At 56.7% G+C, this 18,949-nt stretch carries 18 protein-coding genes, 1 tRNA gene and 1 pseudogene; 6 read left to right on the top strand and 14 right to left on the bottom strand.

The window, feature by feature from the left end:
- Positions 1-23: 23 nt before the first annotated feature.
- On the top strand, positions 24-3,737 hold the full coding sequence (gene metH / locus ABDX87_RS25855; RefSeq protein WP_346830437.1) for a methionine synthase: 3,714 nt from the start codon (positions 24-26) through the stop codon (positions 3,735-3,737).
- Between the two features lie 176 nt (positions 3,738-3,913).
- Here metH and ABDX87_RS25850 read toward each other — a convergent pair whose 3' ends face one another.
- From ABDX87_RS25850 to ABDX87_RS25840, 3 genes are all read right to left on the bottom strand, one after another.
- The gene (locus ABDX87_RS25850; RefSeq protein WP_346830436.1) at positions 3,914-4,132 is read right to left on the bottom strand and encodes a hypothetical protein; all 219 of its coding nucleotides are present in this window, start codon (positions 4,130-4,132) and stop codon (positions 3,914-3,916) included.
- 468 nt (positions 4,133-4,600) lie between these two features.
- Positions 4,601-4,819, bottom strand: coding sequence for a hypothetical protein (locus ABDX87_RS25845; protein WP_346830435.1), 219 nt, complete (start codon positions 4,817-4,819; stop codon positions 4,601-4,603).
- Between the two features lie 276 nt (positions 4,820-5,095).
- Positions 5,096-5,623, bottom strand: a complete 528-nt coding sequence (locus ABDX87_RS25840) for a GAF domain-containing protein (protein ID WP_346830434.1) — start codon at positions 5,621-5,623, stop codon at positions 5,096-5,098.
- A gap of 146 nt (positions 5,624-5,769) precedes the next feature.
- On the opposite strand from ABDX87_RS25840, the gene ABDX87_RS25835 reads away from it, so the two are divergent.
- From ABDX87_RS25835 to ABDX87_RS25825, 3 genes and pseudogenes are all read left to right on the top strand, one after another.
- Positions 5,770-6,162: a hypothetical protein gene (locus ABDX87_RS25835; protein WP_346830433.1), complete on the top strand. Its 393-nt coding sequence runs from the start codon at positions 5,770-5,772 to the stop codon at positions 6,160-6,162.
- Between the two features lie 838 nt (positions 6,163-7,000).
- On the top strand, positions 7,001-7,288 hold the full coding sequence (locus tag ABDX87_RS25830) for a hypothetical protein (protein WP_346830432.1): 288 nt from the start codon (positions 7,001-7,003) through the stop codon (positions 7,286-7,288).
- A 1,040-nt stretch (positions 7,289-8,328) separates the two neighbouring features.
- Positions 8,329-9,120: pseudogene (locus tag ABDX87_RS25825) on the top strand (tyrosine-type recombinase/integrase); the annotation flags it as partial.
- Between the two features lie 82 nt (positions 9,121-9,202).
- On the opposite strand, the gene ABDX87_RS25820 reads toward ABDX87_RS25825, so the two are convergent.
- The 9 genes from ABDX87_RS25820 to thrS all read right to left on the bottom strand — a co-directional run bounded on the left by ABDX87_RS25820 (position 9,203) and on the right by thrS (position 16,715).
- Positions 9,203-9,279 (bottom strand) — tRNA-Pro (locus tag ABDX87_RS25820).
- A gap of 91 nt (positions 9,280-9,370) precedes the next feature.
- Positions 9,371-9,727: a MerR family transcriptional regulator gene (locus ABDX87_RS25815; protein WP_074753187.1), complete on the bottom strand. Its 357-nt coding sequence runs from the start codon at positions 9,725-9,727 to the stop codon at positions 9,371-9,373.
- Positions 9,708-10,010, bottom strand: coding sequence for an integration host factor subunit alpha (ihfA, locus tag ABDX87_RS25810; protein WP_002553164.1), 303 nt, complete (start codon positions 10,008-10,010; stop codon positions 9,708-9,710). Before ihfA ends, ABDX87_RS25815 begins: the two co-directional genes overlap by 20 nt.
- Before the next feature lie 3 nt (positions 10,011-10,013).
- On the bottom strand, positions 10,014-12,395 hold the full coding sequence (gene pheT, locus ABDX87_RS25805) for a phenylalanine--tRNA ligase subunit beta (protein ID WP_346830431.1): 2,382 nt from the start codon (positions 12,393-12,395) through the stop codon (positions 10,014-10,016).
- 84 nt (positions 12,396-12,479) lie between these two features.
- On the bottom strand, positions 12,480-13,496 hold the full coding sequence (gene pheS, locus ABDX87_RS25800) for a phenylalanine--tRNA ligase subunit alpha (protein ID WP_081566857.1): 1,017 nt from the start codon (positions 13,494-13,496) through the stop codon (positions 12,480-12,482).
- Between the two features lie 105 nt (positions 13,497-13,601).
- Positions 13,602-13,958 carry a 50S ribosomal protein L20 gene (rplT, locus tag ABDX87_RS25795; protein ID WP_002553161.1) on the bottom strand — a complete coding sequence of 119 codons (357 nt, stop codon included), beginning with the start codon at positions 13,956-13,958 and terminating at the stop codon, positions 13,602-13,604.
- A 28-nt stretch (positions 13,959-13,986) separates the two neighbouring features.
- On the bottom strand, positions 13,987-14,181 hold the full coding sequence (gene rpmI, locus ABDX87_RS25790; RefSeq protein WP_002553160.1) for a 50S ribosomal protein L35: 195 nt from the start codon (positions 14,179-14,181) through the stop codon (positions 13,987-13,989).
- 60 nt (positions 14,182-14,241) lie between these two features.
- Positions 14,242-14,793 carry a translation initiation factor IF-3 gene (infC, locus tag ABDX87_RS25785; RefSeq protein ID WP_177418420.1) on the bottom strand — a complete coding sequence of 184 codons (552 nt, stop codon included), beginning with the start codon at positions 14,791-14,793 and terminating at the stop codon, positions 14,242-14,244.
- Positions 14,793-16,715, bottom strand: coding sequence for a threonine--tRNA ligase (thrS, locus tag ABDX87_RS25780; RefSeq protein ID WP_346830430.1), 1,923 nt, complete (start codon positions 16,713-16,715; stop codon positions 14,793-14,795). Before thrS ends, infC begins: the two co-directional genes overlap by 1 nt.
- A 393-nt stretch (positions 16,716-17,108) precedes the next feature.
- Here thrS and ABDX87_RS25775 point away from each other — a divergent pair, with 393 nt between their 5' ends.
- Both ABDX87_RS25775 and ABDX87_RS25770 read left to right on the top strand, forming a co-directional pair.
- Positions 17,109-17,423 (top strand): hypothetical protein, encoded by a 315-nt coding sequence (locus tag ABDX87_RS25775; RefSeq protein ID WP_346830429.1) that lies wholly within the window; start codon positions 17,109-17,111, stop codon positions 17,421-17,423.
- A 297-nt stretch (positions 17,424-17,720) separates the two neighbouring features.
- Complete coding sequence (locus tag ABDX87_RS25770; protein WP_003179963.1) at positions 17,721-17,933, top strand: cold-shock protein; 213 nt, start codon at positions 17,721-17,723, stop codon at positions 17,931-17,933.
- A 60-nt stretch (positions 17,934-17,993) separates the two neighbouring features.
- Here the strand turns inward: ABDX87_RS25770 and ABDX87_RS25765 are convergent, their stop codons facing one another.
- Both ABDX87_RS25765 and ABDX87_RS25760 read right to left on the bottom strand, forming a co-directional pair.
- Positions 17,994-18,317 carry an I78 family peptidase inhibitor gene (locus tag ABDX87_RS25765; RefSeq protein WP_346830428.1) on the bottom strand — a complete coding sequence of 108 codons (324 nt, stop codon included), beginning with the start codon at positions 18,315-18,317 and terminating at the stop codon, positions 17,994-17,996.
- 194 nt (positions 18,318-18,511) lie between these two features.
- Positions 18,512-18,817: a hypothetical protein gene (locus tag ABDX87_RS25760; protein WP_431061279.1), complete on the bottom strand. Its 306-nt coding sequence runs from the start codon at positions 18,815-18,817 to the stop codon at positions 18,512-18,514.
- Positions 18,818-18,949 lie beyond the last annotated feature (132 nt).

The following is an 18,949-nucleotide window of genomic DNA, read 5'->3' as shown; positions in this document are numbered from 1 at the left end:
ATTTCTTCATCCGGGTACTCTTCATGTCAGATCGCAGCGCGCGTCTTCAAGCACTTCAGCAGGCTCTCAAAGAGCGAATTCTGATTCTCGATGGCGGCATGGGCACCATGATCCAGAGCTATCGCCTGGAGGAGGAAGACTACCGTGGCAAGCGCTTTGCCGACTGGCCAAGCGACGTCAAGGGCAACAACGACCTGCTGATCCTGACCCGCCCGGACGTCATCGGTGCGATCGAAAAGGAATACCTGGACGCCGGCGCCGACATCCTCGAAACCAACACCTTCAACGCCACTCAGGTCTCCCAGGCCGACTACGGCATGGAAGCGCTGGTGTATGAACTGAACGTAGAGGGCGCGCGCCTGGCGCGTCAGGTCGCGGACGCCAAGACCCTGGAAACACCGGACAAGCCGCGCTTCGTCGCGGGCGTGCTCGGCCCGACCAGCCGCACCTGCTCGCTGTCCCCGGACGTCAACAACCCTGGCTACCGCAACGTCACCTTCGATGAACTGGTGGAGAACTACACCGAAGCCACCAAGGGCCTGATCGAAGGCGGTGCGGACATGATCCTCATCGAAACCATCTTCGACACCCTGAACGCCAAGGCGGCGATCTTCGCCGTGCAAGGCGTGTTCGACGAGATCGGCTTCGAGCTGCCGATCATGATCTCCGGGACCATCACCGATGCGTCTGGCCGGACCCTGTCGGGCCAGACCACCGAAGCGTTCTGGAACTCGGTGCGTCACGCCAACCCGATCTCGGTCGGCCTGAACTGCGCGTTGGGCGCCAGTGAACTGCGTCCGTACCTTGAAGAACTGTCCAACAAGGCAGACACCCACGTGTCGGCGCACCCGAACGCCGGTCTGCCGAACGAGTTCGGCGAGTACGACGAAGCGCCCGCCGAGATGGCCAAGGTTGTCGAGGAGTTCGCCCAGAGCGGCTTCCTCAACATCGTCGGCGGTTGCTGCGGCACCACGCCGGCACACATCAAAGCCATCGCCAACATCGTTGCCCGCTACGCGCCGCGTGCGATTCCGGACATTCCCAAGGCCTGTCGCCTGTCGGGTCTGGAGCCGTTCACCATTGATCGCAGCTCGCTGTTCGTCAACGTCGGCGAGCGCACCAACATCACCGGCTCTGCCCGCTTCGCCCGCCTGATCCGTGAAGACAACTACACCGAGGCCCTGGAAGTCGCCCTGCAACAGGTCGAAGCCGGCGCGCAGGTGATCGACATCAACATGGACGAAGGCATGCTGGACTCGAAGAAGGCCATGGTGACCTTCCTCAACCTGATTGCCGGCGAACCGGACATCTCCCGCGTGCCGATCATGATCGACTCCTCGAAATGGGAAGTGATCGAAGCAGGCCTCAAGTGCATTCAGGGCAAGGGCATCGTCAACTCGATCAGCATGAAGGAGGGTGTCGAGCAGTTCATCCACCACGCCAAACTGTGCAAGCGCTATGGCGCCGCGGTGGTGGTGATGGCGTTCGACGAGGCTGGTCAAGCCGACACCGAAGCGCGCAAGAAAGAAATCTGCAAACGCTCCTATGACATTCTGGTCAACGAAGTCGGCTTCCCGCCGGAAGACATCATCTTCGACCCGAACATCTTCGCCGTCGCCACCGGCATCGAGGAGCACAACAACTACGCGGTCGACTTCATCAATGCCTGCGCCTACATCCGTGACGAGCTGCCGTATGCGCTGACGTCCGGCGGTGTCTCCAACGTGTCGTTCTCGTTCCGGGGCAACAACCCGGTGCGCGAGGCGATTCACTCGGTGTTCCTGCTGCACGCCATCCGCAACGGCCTGACCATGGGCATCGTCAACGCCGGCCAACTGGAAATCTACGACGAGATTCCTGCCGAGCTGCGCGACGCGGTGGAAGACGTGGTGCTGAACCGCACCCCCAACGGCACCGACGCGTTGCTGGCGATTGCCGACAAGTTCAAGGGCGATGGTTCGGTCAAGGAAGCTGAAACCGAGGAATGGCGCGGTTGGGAGGTCAACGAGCGCCTCAAGCACGCGCTGGTCAAAGGCATCACCACCCACATTGTCGAGGACACCGAGCTCTCGCGTCAGTCCTTCGCACGCCCCATCGAGGTCATCGAAGGCCCGCTGATGGCCGGCATGAACGTGGTCGGCGACTTGTTCGGTTCGGGCAAGATGTTCCTGCCGCAGGTGGTGAAATCCGCGCGCGTGATGAAGCAGGCGGTTGCGCACTTGATCCCGTTCATCGAAGCGGAAAAAGGCGACAAACCGGAGGCCAAGGGCAAGATCCTGATGGCAACGGTCAAGGGCGATGTGCACGACATCGGCAAGAACATCGTGGGCGTCGTGCTGGGTTGTAACGGTTACGACATCGTCGACCTCGGCGTCATGGTGCCTGCGGAAAAAATCCTGCAGGTCGCCAAGGACGAGAAGTGCGACATCATCGGCCTGTCCGGTCTGATCACGCCGTCGCTGGATGAGATGGTTCATGTCGCCCGCGAAATGCAGCGTCAGAACTTCAGCCTGCCGTTGATGATCGGCGGCGCGACCACGTCCAAGGCGCACACGGCCGTGAAGATCGAGCCCAAATACAGCAACGACGCAGTGATTTACGTGACCGACGCCTCGCGCGCCGTGGGCGTGGCGACCCAGCTGCTGTCCAAGGAACTGAAAGCCGGTTTCATCGAAAAAACCCGTGCCGAATACGTGGAAGTGCGTGAGCGCACCTCGGCCCGCAGCGCCCGCACCGAACGGCTGAGCTACAGCGCGGCGATTGCCAAGAAGCCACAGTTCGACTGGGCCAGCTATCAGCCGGTCAAACCGACGTTCACCGGCGTCAAAGTGCTGGAAGACATCGACCTCAACGTGCTGGTCGACTACATCGACTGGACCCCGTTCTTTATCTCGTGGGACCTGGCCGGCAAATACCCGCGCATTCTCACGGACGAAGTCGTCGGTGAAGCAGCGACTTCGCTGTTCAACGACGCCCAGGAACTGCTGCGCAAACTGATCGACGAGAAACTGATCCGCAGCCGCGCGGTGTTCGGCTTCTGGCCCGCCAATCAGGTGGACCATGACGATCTGGAGCTGTATGGCGATGACGGCCAGCCATTGGCAAAACTGCATCACCTGCGTCAGCAGATCATCAAGACCGACGGCAAGCCCAACTTCTCGCTCGCCGACTTCGTGGCACCGAAAGGCAGCGGCGTGACCGATTATGTCGGCGGCTTCATTACCACCGCCGGCATCGGCGCCGAGGAAGTGTCCAAGGCCTATCAGGACAAGGGCGACGACTACAACGCGATCATGGTCAAAGCGCTGGCCGATCGTCTGGCCGAGGCCTGCGCCGAATGGCTGCACCAGCAAGTGCGTAAAGACTACTGGGGCTACGCCACCGACGAGCAACTGGACAACGAAGACCTGATCAAAGAGAAATACGTCGGCATCCGCCCTGCCCCCGGTTACCCGGCCTGCCCGGACCACACCGAGAAAGGCGTGCTGTTCGACCTGCTGGACCCGACCCAGGACGGTGAAGGCAAACCCGGCATCAGCGGCGTGTTCCTGACCGAGCACTACGCGATGTTCCCGGCAGCGGCCGTCAGCGGCTGGTACTTCGCCCACCCACAGGCGCAATACTTCGCCGTTGGCAAAGTCGACAAGGACCAAGTGGAGAGCTACAACGCCCGTAAGGGACAGGAGATGCGCGTCACCGAGCGATGGCTGGCGCCTAACCTTGGGTATGACGAGTGACGGGAGCCGCTAAGCGCGACGGCCTCAGCCTGTATCAGCATCAAGCGTAAAAACAGCCCGGCACAAAGCCGGGCTGTTTTGTTTCGGGCGAATGGTGCGCCGATCAGATCTCATCAAAGGCGGCATCCCTGCACGCTGCACCCGCCTCATGCTCCAGCGACCTGCCGGTTCTGGCATCAGACAAAACGGCCTTCCTGCATCAACTGCACCGCTTCGGGCAGATCCAGATGCGAATGCAGACTGGCAAAAGAGGCCTGCTGCAAAAGAACCGCCGATTTCCAGGCGACACTGCCCATGGATGACCGGGACACCATCTTCATCATGTTGAGGGTGGATTCATCCAGCGCGAGCAAAAGCGTGTGGGCCGTAAAACGGAAATCGTCTGCAGTTTGCATAGGGAAAATCCTTTTTGCTGGAGCAATCGGTTATCGACTCCATCTATCTATGAGCAATAGCTGATCAAATAATTCAAACAAAGCAGATCGAAGGTGCGTTTTCGGTTAGAACGCACGCCGAATAACGGGAGCAGACAACGGGACGCACCTCGCCGTTGCGAATTTGGCTTCCGGAAGGATGACGGCTGTACCGCTCCAAGCAGGCCTGGCATGGGCGCATTAGATGCCCCTCAGTTGACGATCAGCGCGCACGCAAGGAGTGACAGCCCGAGTCCGGTCAAAGCCGGTATGTTATAAACCAGCCCAAACCCCAGCGATGGAACGCCGAGCACGAAGGTTGGATCGCGAAGAAATGCGAAAACTCTCAATTTCGCTGCTCCCATACGATGAGCAGCCAGCATAGCACCGAGATACCGGCACCAGACACTGTTCACACTTCGCACCCTGCCCCGCTCGCCGAGTAAGCGGTCAGGCGATGTTGAGGAGGCTCACGGGCGGTTTCTCATCCGCCTTTAGATAAAGGTAATCACGCCAATTTCGAAAAGCACGCTGCTGGCGATCAAACGCCTCCTGCCACTGGGGACAGCCAACCTTGTCGACGCCGATCGCCATCATCTGCTCAGTGGCTTCATCAAGCTCTTTGATTAAATCGAGCGCATTGGGTACGTCAAAAACATTAGGTCGCATAAATTCCATTTCCTTAGGCTAACCCATTGAGTAGCCAACCTCTTGATAGTGCTTATGTTCCGACGAGCGGCGGTTTTCGTCGACGGGCTATAGCCTGACTCCTAGAGCGGGTGCGGGCGGGAAGTTATGTTTGCCGAGCGTGCGAGAAGGCATTCTGCGGCGACACGAATGAGGGCATCACCCGTAATTAGCGCGGAGCGCAAACTATCAATGGCGGCACATGCTTTTTTCCAGGCATAAAAAAACCGCCCATAGGCGGCTTGTGTAAACGGTGGATCAGACGGCCATGTCTGATTCAACCAAACCATTCTCGTAAGAATGGTCATAATGCCACTGGAAGATACTGCCGACGAGCTTTGCAAAAATGACAAGGACATCGACGGCTTCGCGCTCTTCCAATCGGTTCGCGTCTGGATCGAGCACACACAGAGACCCGAACAAGCTGTTGTCCCGCAGAAAGATGGGAATGGAAATCGAGCTTTCAAAGCCGTAGCGCTGAGCAGCAATGTTGCCTTTGTGCGCTGGACTCTCGCTAATGCAGCCCACGACAAGATTTGACGGGTCAGCCAGCAAATTGCTGCACATGGAGAATTCAAGCGGAAATCTCTCGCCATCCTTGATGCCCAGGCAAATCTCGTCGTTCACGCTGCACGCGACCCAGTCTTTGTCGCAGAACTTCACGATCGCCGCGAAGCGCAGCCCCGTCAGCCGCACGATCAGTTTTAAAATATTGGTGGTTGCCTCAATTTCGGCAATAGCGTTCAGCTCATCTATCGACAGCTGGAAGTTTGAAGATTGGTTCAACTTTAGGACCTCGATCCCTCAACGCTGTCTCGATTTCTTAACAGCCGCCAAGCGGGTATAGCAGAAGGAAACGAGGCTAGCAATGAGCCATCAGACATAGGAGACGACCGGTTTATACCTTGTCTTCGGCGTCAATTGGCGCCGAAATGATCGCTAGCCTGGCTCGCTGGATGATAGACACGCCCTTACTGAAAGGGCCGAAGCAGCATTCCAATCGAGTTGGGCAAGTCTGCGAACTCAAGGTAGCCTTGCGCACAATAGGTTTTGGCGAAGGGACAAAAGTGTCGGATTCCAATGAACAGCTCTATCAAGGCGATTGGGTCAGGCTGGCGCGCATCGATCCATCCGCGACCGCACGTGTTGACTGGATCAACGCCAAGGAGGCAGCGCCAGGCGATATCGCGATTGTCGAAGCGGTATACGAGTCCTCCGTACAGCTGCTCTGCGAGCCAAAGCCCGGCCATCTTGAGTGGAGAACCCTTTTCACGCTGGAAGGGCTGTCATACACCGTGGTTTCGGCTCCAAATGCGACGGCTTGAAGCTGAGGCAAAAAGCCCAGCACACCGCTGGGCTTCCAATTAAACGCAGGTTCCGCCCTTGTGATGGGACCCTGTCCCGCCAGTCGGATGCGTGCCCTTAGGACAGGCCGAAGCGGACACCGACACTATCGACAGCAAAGCGACTAACCCAGCGATTGCGATTCTCTTCATAACGCCTCCATGCACTGCGGAATGCAGTTCAAGGCTATCGGCTTAAGAGACACCCGCTTGAGTTAAAGGCAAATATGGTGTCGGCAACCGATTTGAGAGGACCGGTTCTGACAATGCTGAAGGGAGGCAGGCATAGAAAGATGAAGTCCCGAAATTTCCCCGAAGCATGAAAAAGCCCGACCTGAAAAGGTTGGGCTAAGTCATTGAATAACCTGGTTCCGATCGACCCACCAGCGTATGAGCACTTCGTCAAACTTCAGAGAAATATGGCGCCACTCCTGGCGAATTGCTTAGCGCAATGATTCATCGTGAAGCGCGCTTTCTCACGACCCCCGTTGAGAACGTTCCACCTAATGAGGACTTCATCAAAATGGTAAGAGATCGGGAATAGACGCTGCTCGCCCCGCTGTGCTCAACTGCCCTACCATCCGAGATAAGCTTACAAACAAGGAAAATTCATGCGTAAATTAAGATGCTACGAGGTTGCGGGGCTCAGCGTCAGCTAGATCCTGAGCGATTTCAACGAGCGGGCAGCTGAGTTCGGCGTGACAGAGGAATACCTCGTTTCAGTCAGTGTCACCGAACCGAAGTCCCCTCTCAAGATTCTGGATGGAGACAAAATTCGGGATACCCGTGTTCAGGTCACGATCGTTTACTGGAGTGATAGATGAGCCACATAAAGGCAAAGGTTGAAGCGCTTTCCACACTCGTTGACGCTCTCGACGATGCGAACACCGTATTTGAGCGATCAGCCCTTTTCTCAGCAGTTCAGCACCTTGTGAACGACCTGAGCATCGATGAAAATCTCAACGGATATGCCAAAGAAAAAGCGTTAACCGTTCGCTGGCATGTCGGAGCTGCGCTCGGATTCGATCAAACAAATGGACACGACTCGCGACAGCATCGCGTATGGGCGCTTGGAGAAGTCCAGACCCTTGAGTCCTGCTACGAGTAGCTCTGAAACCTAGGTATCTCAGCTAGGCAACGAACAAGGAATGTGGAATGTCTGCCCTCACCTTCAAACTCCTCGGTCACACCAAACGGGACGACGGCCTGATTAGGCGTTACCACTTGGAGGGTGACGTACACGAGCAGCGACAGGGTCGTAGCTATATCCGCGGAGCCAAAACATCTCGCCTTCGCTCGCTGCATGAAAACCCTGCTGCTGGATCGACGCATGTTCTATAGGGCAACACGAGCGGTGCATGACCAAATGATGCTCGCGATGCTTGATCCGCAACCTGACCACACCGAAACATAAGCCCCTTTACCAACGCAAATCACTCCACTCATGCAGATTGACCTTTCATCAGCTTTGGCTTTTCTCGACCGCATCTGGAACGCCGGTGCCGATGGCATCATTGGCACGGTCGCCGTCGCCATAGCTACTCTGGCATGGCGGAAGCTCAAGAGCGTGTCGCTAAGCTCTTCCACGTGGGTTATAGCGCGGTTTCGTCGACGTGCAGGCTCAAAACAATCACTAGCGAGAGGCGTCCGACTTCGCGAACTGAGATTTCTGCGTACCTACCGGTTTGACGAAGCCTGGATAGCCCGAGAGGTGAGCCGTGGACACACCTCACAGATCATATTCTTGCTCTGGTTCGGGTTCTGGATTCTTGCGGCAGGACTCAAGAACGTCGTGACCGTATCTGATCATCCCTTGTCAGCCTCACCAGTTGCCATGCTATTGGGCGCGTGCCCGATGTACGTATTCGAGGTGCTTTGGATTTATCACTCCTCGGCGGCTTCGAAAGTCATAAAACATCGGCAGAAAGTGAAAATTTGGCGCTACCACCGATGATCACCCGGCCTGAGTCCACGAGAGCAATCTATTTGACAAGGAAATTTCATGCCGCCTAACGGTCGCTGGATGCAATAAACGAGCTGACAGAAGCGCTGAAAGACCTGTCGGACGACATTGCTGGGCGGTTCGACCTTGAATCCCCAAGCACAAACCCCGGCATCAAGATCTACGTAGAGCATGTGCGCGCTGTGATCGCGCTGCAACGCGTCATCAGGGTTCTGAATCTTTGCGCAAGGAAGTGGCGGGACGAAGAGCGGCGCCCATGGCTGGACGTGGTGCCGATGATTTCACTGCTGGACGAAAAGACGAACTCCCGAAAGCCCTACCCTTTGTCGCGGGATGAGCAATCGATTCTGTTCGCTGAGTTACCGGCGCACCTTCAGACGATGGCAATTTTCAAGGTGAACACCGGCTGCCGGGAGCAAGAGGTGTGCAAATTACAGTGGGATTGGGAAATTCCGGTACCCGAGTTGAAGACCAGTGTGTTTCTGATCCCAGCCGGGTTTGGCGGCCGAAGCGCGAAGGCCGGCGTGAAAAACCGGGATGAGCGCTTGGTGATTTTGAATGACGTTGCAAAATCAGTCATCGAGCAGCAGCGCGGCAAGCATCCGCTGTACGTGTTTCCGTTTGGCAAGCCAGATAGTGAAGGGAATGAAACGACCGTTCACCGCATGAATGACTCGGCCTGGAAGAAGGCACGAGTCAGGGCGGCGGCGAAATGGGGGGAGAAGTTCCTGCGCAAGGCTCACGATGGGTATTTGCGCATCCGTGTTCACGACCTGAAGCACACCTTTGGCAGAAGGCTGCGTGCAGCAGGCGTGACAGAAGAGGATCGCAAGGCATTGCTGGGCCACAAGAACGGAAGCATCACCAGTCACTACTCAGCAGCAGAGCTGGATCAACTGATTGCAGCGGCAAATAAGGTATCAGTAACCGACTCGCGCGCACCAGCGCTGACGATTCTGAAGAGGAGGAATGCATGATGAAAAACGGCAGGGTCACTCGAAAAGTCACTGACCTAGAAACAACAAAGCCACCAAAAGGCGGCTAAGTCATTGAAATATATGGTCGGGACGGAGTGATTCGAACACTCGACCCCTAGCACCCCATGCTAGTGCGCTACCGGACTGCGCTACGCCCCGACTAGGCGTGAATCTGTTGTCGCTTCTTGCGAAAGCGTCGAGGAATATACCCTAAGCTTTTGAATGATGGAAGTATTTTGATTGAACGGCGTCAGGTGCGCAGCACGACCAAAACATCTTCCAGTTCAGTGATCATTTGTTTGATCAGTTGCTTGTACTGCAAGGAATCATCCTTGACCTCATCGCTGGACATCCGCAAGCGGGCGCCGCCGATGGTGAACCCCTGGTCATACAGCAACGCACGGATCTGTCGGATCATCAGCACGTCCTGTCGCTGATAATACCGACGATTCCCGCGGCGCTTGACCGGGTTGAGTTGAGGAAACTCCTGCTCCCAATAACGCAGAACGTGCGGTTTGACCGCGCAGAGCTCGCTGACTTCACCGATGGTGAAGTAGCGTTTGCCGGGAATAGGCGGTAGCTCGTCGTTATGACTTGGTTCCAGCATAAGCCTCAACTCGGGCCTTCAGTTTCTGCCCTGGGCGAAAGGTGACCACACGGCGAGCCGTAATCGGAATTTCTTCCCCTGTCTTGGGATTTCGACCCGGTCGCTGGCGTTTATCTCGCAGGTCAAAATTGCCGAATCCGGACAATTTGACCTGCTCGTTATCTTCCAGAGCGTGCCTGATTTCCTCAAAGAACAGCTCAACCAGTTCCTTGGCTTCTCGTTTATTCAGGCCTAGCTCTTCGTACAGACGTTCGGCCATCTCAGCTTTCGTCAGAGCCCCCATACGCTACTTCCTTAACGTGGCGTTTAACCTTTCCTCAAGCGAGGTGAGAATTTGCTGCGTCGAAGCGTTTACCTCATCGTCAGTAAGAGTGCGCGATGGATGTTGCCAGGTCAAGCCAACTGCAAGGCTTTTTCTATGCGGATCAATGCCTTTACCCTGATAAACATCAAATAACCTGAGGTCTGTCAGCCATTCCCCTGCATTTTCACGAATAACGTCCATCACCGCCGTCGCCGCAACCTCACGATCTGCGAGCAATGCCAGGTCACGACGGACCTCAGGGAAGCGCGACAATTCGTGGAATTTCGGTAGACGCCCCTGCGCAACATCAGCCAGGACCAGTTCGAACACGAAGACCGGACGATCAAGGCCCAGCGTCTTGCTCAGCTCCGGGTGCAAGGCGCCGATGTACCCGACTTCGCGACCGTCTCGCTCAATGCGCGCGGTCTGGCCCGGATGAAGCGCCGGGTGTTTGCCCGGGACGAAGCGGAAGTCATCCAGTGCACCTGCGAAGCCAAGCACGGCTTCAACGTCGGCCTTGACGTCGAAGAAGTCCACGGCATCGCGCCCCTGCGCCCAACCTTCAGGAAAACGGCTGCCGCAGATCACACCTGCCAGCATAGGCTCTTGTTTCAAACCTTCCAGTTGACCAACGAAGCGCAGACCACTTTCGAACAGGCGTACGCGGTCCTGTTGGCGATTGAGGTTGTGCTGAAGCACCTTGACCAGACCTGGCCACAGCGACGAACGCATGGCCGCCATGTCGGCGGAAATCGGATTGGCCAACAGCAGCGGTTCGACGCCAGGATTGAACAGTTCGAACCATTTCTGATCGATGAAGCTGTACGTAATTGCTTCCTGGTATCCCCGCGCGACCAACAGACGACGCAGCGCTGGCAGATCACCCTGCGCTTCGGCGCGGGCCTGGGGTGCCAGACGTGCCTGCGGATAGCGAACCGGCAGGCGGTTGTAACCGTACAGACGCGCCAGTTCTTCAATCAAGTCGACTTCGAGCGAGATGTCGAAACGGTGACTTGGCACTTCAACGCGCCATTGGCCGGCCGTATCAGCGGCAACGTCAAGGCCCAACCCGGAGAGCAGGCGCTCGACTTCAGTCGCTTCCATCTTCATGCCGAGCATCTGCTCGATACGATCGGCGCGCAGAATCACGGGTGCGATCGACGGCAGGTATTGCTCGCTGACGGTTTCGATGATCGGACCGGCTTCGCCGCCCGTGATCTCCAGAAGCAGGCCCGTGGCTCGTTCCATCGCTTCACGCGCCAGCTGCCAGTCAACACCGCGCTCATAGCGGTGCGAAGCGTCGGTGTGCAGACCATACGAGCGCGCTTTACCGGCGACTGCGATCTGATCGAAGAAAGCACTTTCCAGGAAGATGTCACGCGTGGTCGCAGTGTTTACGCCACTGTGTTCGCCACCCATCACGCCAGCGATAGCCAACGCACGCTGGTGGTCGGCGATGACCAGGGTGTCGGCGCGCAGGCTGACTTCCTGGCCGTCCAGCAGAACAAGCTTCTCGCCCTCTTCCGCCATTCGAACACGGATCCCGCCGTTGATCTCGGCGAGGTCGAATGCGTGCAGTGGCTGGCCCAGCTCGAGCATGACGTAGTTGGTGATGTCGACGGCGGCGTCGATGCTGCGCACGTCGGAGCGGCGCAGGCGCTCGACCATCCAGAGCGGGGTCGGACGCGACAGGTCAACATTACGAATGACACGACCCAGGTAACGCGGGCAGGCAGCCGGGGCCAGGACGTCGACCGGGCGCACTTCATCGTGGACCGCTGGAACAACGGCAACCTGCGGGCGTGTGACGGTCGCGTCATACAACGCGCCCACTTCACGGGCCAGACCGGCGACGGACAGGCAGTCGCCACGGTTAGGCGTCAGGTCGACTTCGATACTGGCGTCGTCCAGCTCCAGGTAGGCACGGAAATCCTTGCCCACCGGTGCATCGGCCGGCAATTCCATCAGGCCGTCGTTGCCCTCGCCCACTTGCAGTTCAGCCTGTGAGCAGAGCATGCCATTGGACTCGACGCCACGCAGCTTCGCCTTCTTGATCTTGAAGTCGCCCGGCAATTCGGCGCCGATCATGGCGAAAGGAATCTTCAGGCCCGGGCGCACGTTGGGCGCACCGCAGACAACCTGAAACGTTTCCGAACCATTGCTGACCTGACAAACGCGCAGTTTGTCAGCGTCTGGATGCTGTTCGGTGCTCACGACCTCACCGACTACAACACCACTGAAAACTCCGGCGGCCGGGGTCACGCTGTCGACCTCCAGCCCTGCCATGGACAGACGCGCTACCAGCTCGTCACGGGAGACTTGCGGGCTTACCCAGCCACGCAACCACTGTTCACTGAATTTCATCCTGCTCTCCTGATAGATTCGTTACGGATCTGCGACCTGACCGCCGCACGAACACCACCCATCCGGTGGCGTCGCGCAGGGTTCCTAGCGAAATTGCGCGAGGAACCGCAAGTCGTTGTCGAAGAACAGGCGCAAGTCATTGACGCCGTAACGCAGCATGGCGAGACGCTCTGCGCCCATGCCGAAAGCAAAGCCCTGGAATTCTTCCGGATCGATGCCGGACATACGCAGCACGTTCGGATGAACCATGCCGCAGCCCATGACTTCCAGCCAGCCGGTCTGCTTGCAGACGCGGCAGCCTTTACCGCTGCACATCACGCATTCCATATCGACTTCGGCGGACGGCTCGGTGAACGGGAAATACGAGGGGCGGAAACGCACTGCCAGTTCTTTTTCAAAGAACACGCGCAGAAACTCCTCGATGGTTCCTTTCAGGTCGGCGAAGTTGATATCGCGGTCGACCAGCAGGCCTTCGACCTGATGGAACATCGGAGAGTGAGTGATATCGGAGTCGCTACGGTACACACGGCCTGGGCAGACGATGCGGATCGGCGGCTTGTTCGATTCCATGGTGCGGACCTGTACCGGCGAGGTATGGGTGCGCAGCAACATGTTCGCATTGAAATAGAAGGTGTCGTGCATCGACCGGGCCGGGTGGTGGCCTGGGATGTTGAGCGCTTCGAAGTTGTGGTAATCGTCTTCCACCTCAGGGCCTTCGGCGATGCCGTAGCCTATGTGGGTGAAGAATTGTTCGATACGTTCCAGAGTCCGGGTGACGGGGTGCAGACCACCAGTGGTCTGTCCGCGGCCAGGCAGGGTTACGTCAATCGATTCGGCGGCGAGTTTGGCGGCAAGATCCGCTTCCTCGAAGGACGCCTTACGCGCATTGAGAACCTCTGTGACACGCTCCTTGGCAACGTTGATCAGCGCACCGACTTGCGGACGCTCTTCAGCCGGCAAATTCCCCAGGGTCTTCATCACCTGAGTCAATTCACCCTTCTTGCCGAGGTAGTGAACCCGGATTTGCTCCAGGGCATTGATATCTTCGGCGCTTTGCACAGCCTCAAGTGCTTGAGAGACCAGCGCGTCCAGGTTTTCCATGTACAGACTCCAGATACGAAATAGGGGAAGAGCTTACAAGGCTCTTCCCCTATCTATGACGTTTAACACCGAACCCCGTAACGAGGTCCGGTGATTGCCGGGGACTTAGGCCAGAGTGGCTTTAGCTTTCTCGACAATCGCAGCAAACGCCGCTTTTTCGTTCACTGCCAGATCAGCCAGAACCTTACGGTCGATTTCGATCGACGCTTTTTTCAGGCCAGCGATGAAACGGCTGTAGGACAGACCGTTGACACGCGCACCAGCGTTGATACGAGCGATCCACAGAGCGCGGAACTGACGTTTTTTCTGACGACGGTCACGGTAGGCGTATTGGCCTGCCTTGATTACCGCTTGCTTGGCAACACGGAATACGCGTGAACGCGCGCCGTAGTAGCCTTTAGCAAGTTTCAGAATTTTTTTGTGACGCTTACGGGCAATGACGCCACGCTTTACACGAGCCATGAGTTACTTCCTCTATTCTTGATCAAAATTAACGAAGGCGCAGCATGCGCTCGACTTTTGCCACGTCAGACGGATGCAGCAGGCTGCTTCCGCGCAGTTGACGCTTACGCTTGGTCGACATTTTGGTCAGGATGTGGCTCTTGAAAGCGTGCTTGTGCTTGATGCCATTCGCGGTTTTCAGAAACCGCTTAGCTGCACCACTTTTAGTCTTCATCTTTGGCATGTTCGGATACTCCGCATTCAGTTGATAAACATAACCGCAAGGCCTGCCGTGCCCTGGTGGTTATTTCTTCTTTTTCGGGGCGATGACCATGATCAGCTGGCGTCCTTCCATCTTAGGATGCTGTTCGACGGCGCCGTATTCGAGCAGGTCTTGTTCGACCCGCTTCAACAGCTCCATACCCAGCTCCTGGTGGGCCATCTCACGACCGCGGAATCTCAACGATACCTTGGCCCTGTCCCCGTCACTCAGGAAACGTACCAGGTTGCGTAGTTTTACCTGGTAATCCCCTTCCTCCGTCCCTGGACGAAACTTGATTTCTTTAACCTGAATCTGCTTCTGGTTCTTCTTCGCCGCAGCAATCTGCTTCTTCTTCTCGAAGATCGATTTGCCGTAGTCCATCACACGACAGACAGGCGGTACTGCGTCGGCAGAAATTTCTACCAGATCGAGCTTGGCTTCTTCAGCTATACGAAGCGCTTCATCAATCGAGACGATGCCAACCTGCTCGCCGTCAGCGCCAATTAACCGAACCTCGCGTGCCGAGATATTCTCGTTGATCGGGGCCTTCGGTGCAGCTCGTTTATCTTGTCTCATTTCACGCTTAATAATAATTACTCCGAATCTTGGCGACCACGCCGGGAAACCGCTTGTGCAAGAAACTCCGAGAATTGAGCGACCGGCATTGAGCCGAGGTCTGCGCCTTCACGGGTACGCACAGCGACAGTTTGCGTTTCAACCTCCCGATCTCCGATAACGAGGAGATAAGGAACCTTGAGCAAAGTATGCTCGCGGATTTTAAAGCCGATCTTTTCATTTCTCAAGTCGGACTTGGCACGAAACCCGCTTTCAGCCAGAGTTTTTTCCACCTCAAGGGCAAAATCTGCCTGTTTATCAGTGATATTCATGATCACTGCCTGAGTTGGCGCCAGCCAGGCGGGGAATGCACCTTCGTAGTGCTCGATCAGAATTCCGATGAAACGCTCGAAGGAACCGAGAATCGCACGGTGCAACATGACCGGATGCTTACGACCGTTGTCTTCCGAAACGAATTCGGCACCCAAACGGATTGGCAGGTTGAAATCGAGCTGCAATGTACCGCATTGCCACACGCGACCCAAGCAGTCCTTGAGGGAAAATTCAATTTTCGGACCATAGAACGCGCCCTCGCCCGGCTGCAGATCGTACGGCAGGCCGGCGCTGTCCAGCGCAGCGGCCAACGCAGCTTCCGCGCGATCCCACAAGTCATCCGAACCGACACGCTTTTCCGGGCGAGTCGACAGCTTCATCTCGATGTCCTTGAAGCCGAAGTCGGCATAGACATCCATGGTCAGCTTGATGAATGCAGCGGATTCGGCCTGCATCTGCTCTTCGGTGCAGAAAATGTGGGCATCATCCTGAGTGAACGCACGCACACGCATGATGCCGTGCAGCGCACCCGACGGCTCGTTACGGTGGCAGGCACCGAACTCGGCCAGACGCATCGGCAGCTCGCGGTAGCTCTTCAGGCCTTGATTGAACACCTGCACATGGCAAGGGCAGTTCATCGGCTTGATCGCGTAGTCGCGGCTTTCCGACTCGGTGGTGAACATGTTTTCAGCGTAGTTGGCCCAGTGCCCGGATTTCTCCCACAGCGAGCGGTCAACCACTTGCGGCGTCTTGATTTCCAGATAGCCATTTTCACGCTGAGTCTTGCGCATGTATTGCTCAAGCACCTGATACAGCGTCCAGCCGTTGGGATGCCAGAACACCATGCCTGGCGCTTCTTCTTGCGTGTGGAACAGGCCCAAACGCTTGCCGATCTTGCGATGGTCGCGTTTTTCAGCTTCTTCGATGCGCTGGATATAAGCAGCCAGTTGCTTCTTGTCAGCCCAGGCGGTGCCGTACACGCGCTGCAGCTGCTCGTTCTTGGCGTCGCCGCGCCAGTAGGCACCGGACAGCTTGGTCAGCTTGAACGATTTGAGGAAGCGGGTATTCGGCACGTGCGGACCACGGCACATGTCGACATATTCTTCGTGGTAGTAGAGGCCCATCGCCGTTTCATTCGGCATGTCCTCGACCAGGCGCAATTTGTAGTCTTCGCCACGTGCCTTGAACACTTCGATCACTTCCGCGCGCGGAGTGACCTTCTTGATGACGTCGTAATCCTTTTCGATCAGCTGCTGCATGCGCTGCTCGATCGCCGCCATGTCGTCTGGCGTGAACGGGCGCTCGTAGGCGATATCGTAATAGAAGCCGTCATCGATGACAGGACCGATCACCATTTTCGCGGTCGGGTACAGCTGCTTGACCGCATGGCCAACCAGGTGGGCGCAGGAGTGACGAATGATCTCCAGGCCTTCCTGGTCTTTCGGGGTGATGATTTGCAGACTCGCGTCGGCAGCAATGATGTCACTGGCATCGACCAATTGACCGTTGACCTTGCCGGCCACGGTGGCCTTGGCAAGGCCTGCGCCAATGGAGGCCGCGACCTCGGCAACGGATACCGGGTGATCGAAAGAACGTTGACTGCCGTCGGGAAGAGTAATAGTTGGCATGGCGCCTCCTCTCCTAGTGGTGACCCCTACCAAAGGTCACGTGGGTTGGGATAGAGCCAGTACGCGATTCGGTGGTGTACCTGCCTCACAGTGGCAGGAGCCCGAGGGCCAACCGTTGGACCGAACCAGAGTGACTGGATTTGACGAAATCGACAGGAATCGCTTCAAGCAATCCCTGCCCCGCGAGACGCGAGCGAATCTACAGGACGCGCATCCTAGCACAGCCCGTCTGTCGCGGGTCATATAACCCGGTTGCTGCGGCTATAAAGTTTTCTTCAGTCACTGTGGGAAAGCTCCGAACACTGAACTGGTGCGAATCCCTGCCGTCAGATTAACCGAGGCCCGTTAAAGACCTGTGCTTTCGCAGGTTCCACAGACAAAAAGGAAACCACCATGAAGCTTCTACGTGTTGCCGCCCTCCTTGCACCGTTGGCGTTGACTCTTCCGATCAGCGCTCATGCCGCCATGGACGCAAAAACCAAGACGACTTACATGAATGAGTGCTCCGCCGCCGCCACCCAGAATAATCCGGGGATGGACGCCAAGGCCGTACAAGCGCATTGCGAATGCGGCGCTCAACAGATCAACAAGAATTTCTCGGACAAGGAGATCGCTTCGTTGAATGACAAAACGACGCCTCCGAGTACCGAAATGACCTCTCGCCTGCAAAAAGCCGTGAGCGAAAACTGCCTCAAAGGCAAAAAATAAAAAATTTACATTCCGCGATGAGAAGGTCGCAGCCTTCCCGACAAGACATCTACCAAGAATGACCGAAGCCCGCGAAATACGGGGGCTTCGGTCACTCGGACTGCTCTGAACGGCGGCTCATCTCCTGGTTGAAACAGTTAAGTGGCCGCGCTTTTTGCTCACTATATTTGCGGCACTGACGCAAAGTTCTTACTGAAAAAGTCCAGCATTCACACAATTCGACTATGATAGCCACCGTGTGCCCAGTTGGCCTGAGCAACACAGCACTACTGAAAATTATGTTTCTGGAGATACACCATGTCTAATCGCCAAACCGGCACCGTAAAATGGTTCAACGATGAAAAAGGCTTCGGCTTTATCACTCCACAAGGTGGCGGTGACGACCTGTTCGTACACTTCAAAGCTATCGAATCCGACGGTTTCAAAAGCCTGAAAGAAGGCCAGACTGTCTCTTTCGTGGCTGAGAAAGGCCAAAAGGGCATGCAAGCCGCTCAGGTTCGCCCGGAGTAATCCGAGCGTGCTAAAAAAACCCCGTCACTGACGGGGTTTTTTTTGCCTCAAAAACGGTGCTTAGCCACAGTTGACGCGATTGACCGTTGTGGCCTGATCGGTATTCAGATTCAGGCGATCAGATCGGTACTCCAGCGTGACCATGTCGTTGGGCCCAAGCACTCTGGCCGTCTGTGCGCCCGCCTTGACGCGCGCCTGCTCCAGCAAGGCCGCCGATGCCGGTTTGCCCACCGCGAATTGCGCGGCGCCAGCATCACAACGGGAATGACCGGATTCGGTAGCAACCGCGCTCTCGGCAGGTTTCGACGTCTCGGAGGTACTGCTGCACCCCGCCAACACGGCTGCCAACATAACCAGACCCGATGATGCATGTTTCCAGGGCATATATGCTCCTTACGTTTAACGTGAACCAGAACCTGTGCGACAGCGCTCGATCCGCAGGGTTTCGTTGACACCCTTAAAGACGCGGCTGGCCGTGTCGCCGACGAAGGCCGGAGTCTGCCGGAGACCTGCCGTGGTCAGGGCAAACAAATCGTCACAAAACGTTTAGGAACTGACTCAATCCGAGCAGGGTAACGCTAGTACACATCCACATAATCAACGCGCGGTTCAGCCCAGTTATCCCGCAGCGCGTTGTAGATCTGCGTCACCCAGACCGCATCGCTCGCGGCGACAGGACCAACACAGCCGGAGCCGGCAGCCCAGGTTTCAAGGCGAAACAACAGGCCCTCGATATCAACCCCACCCACTGCCGCGCTGGACAGCCATGCCTTGCCATCACGGCTGACCCTTAACTGATTATGGGTATTGTCATTTGCGCTTGCGATCATCTGCCTCACAGCGTCGAGGGTAAAAGATCGTGAATCGGTAAGATCGATAGACACCGGTAAGGCCCTGACATGAAAGTCGCCAATTCTGGCATGCATCGGTGTTCATGCCTAAGTCGCAGTGCGCAAAACCAGACAAGATGGTTTACTGCACGCCCTGCTCGCACCCTCAAGCGCGGGTATCGATGG

It is taken from the genome of Pseudomonas abietaniphila (assembly GCF_039697315.1).
Classification (GTDB): Bacteria; Pseudomonadota; Gammaproteobacteria; order Pseudomonadales; family Pseudomonadaceae; genus Aquipseudomonas; species Aquipseudomonas abietaniphila_B.
This window is presented reverse-complemented; position numbering and strand designations above follow the sequence as displayed.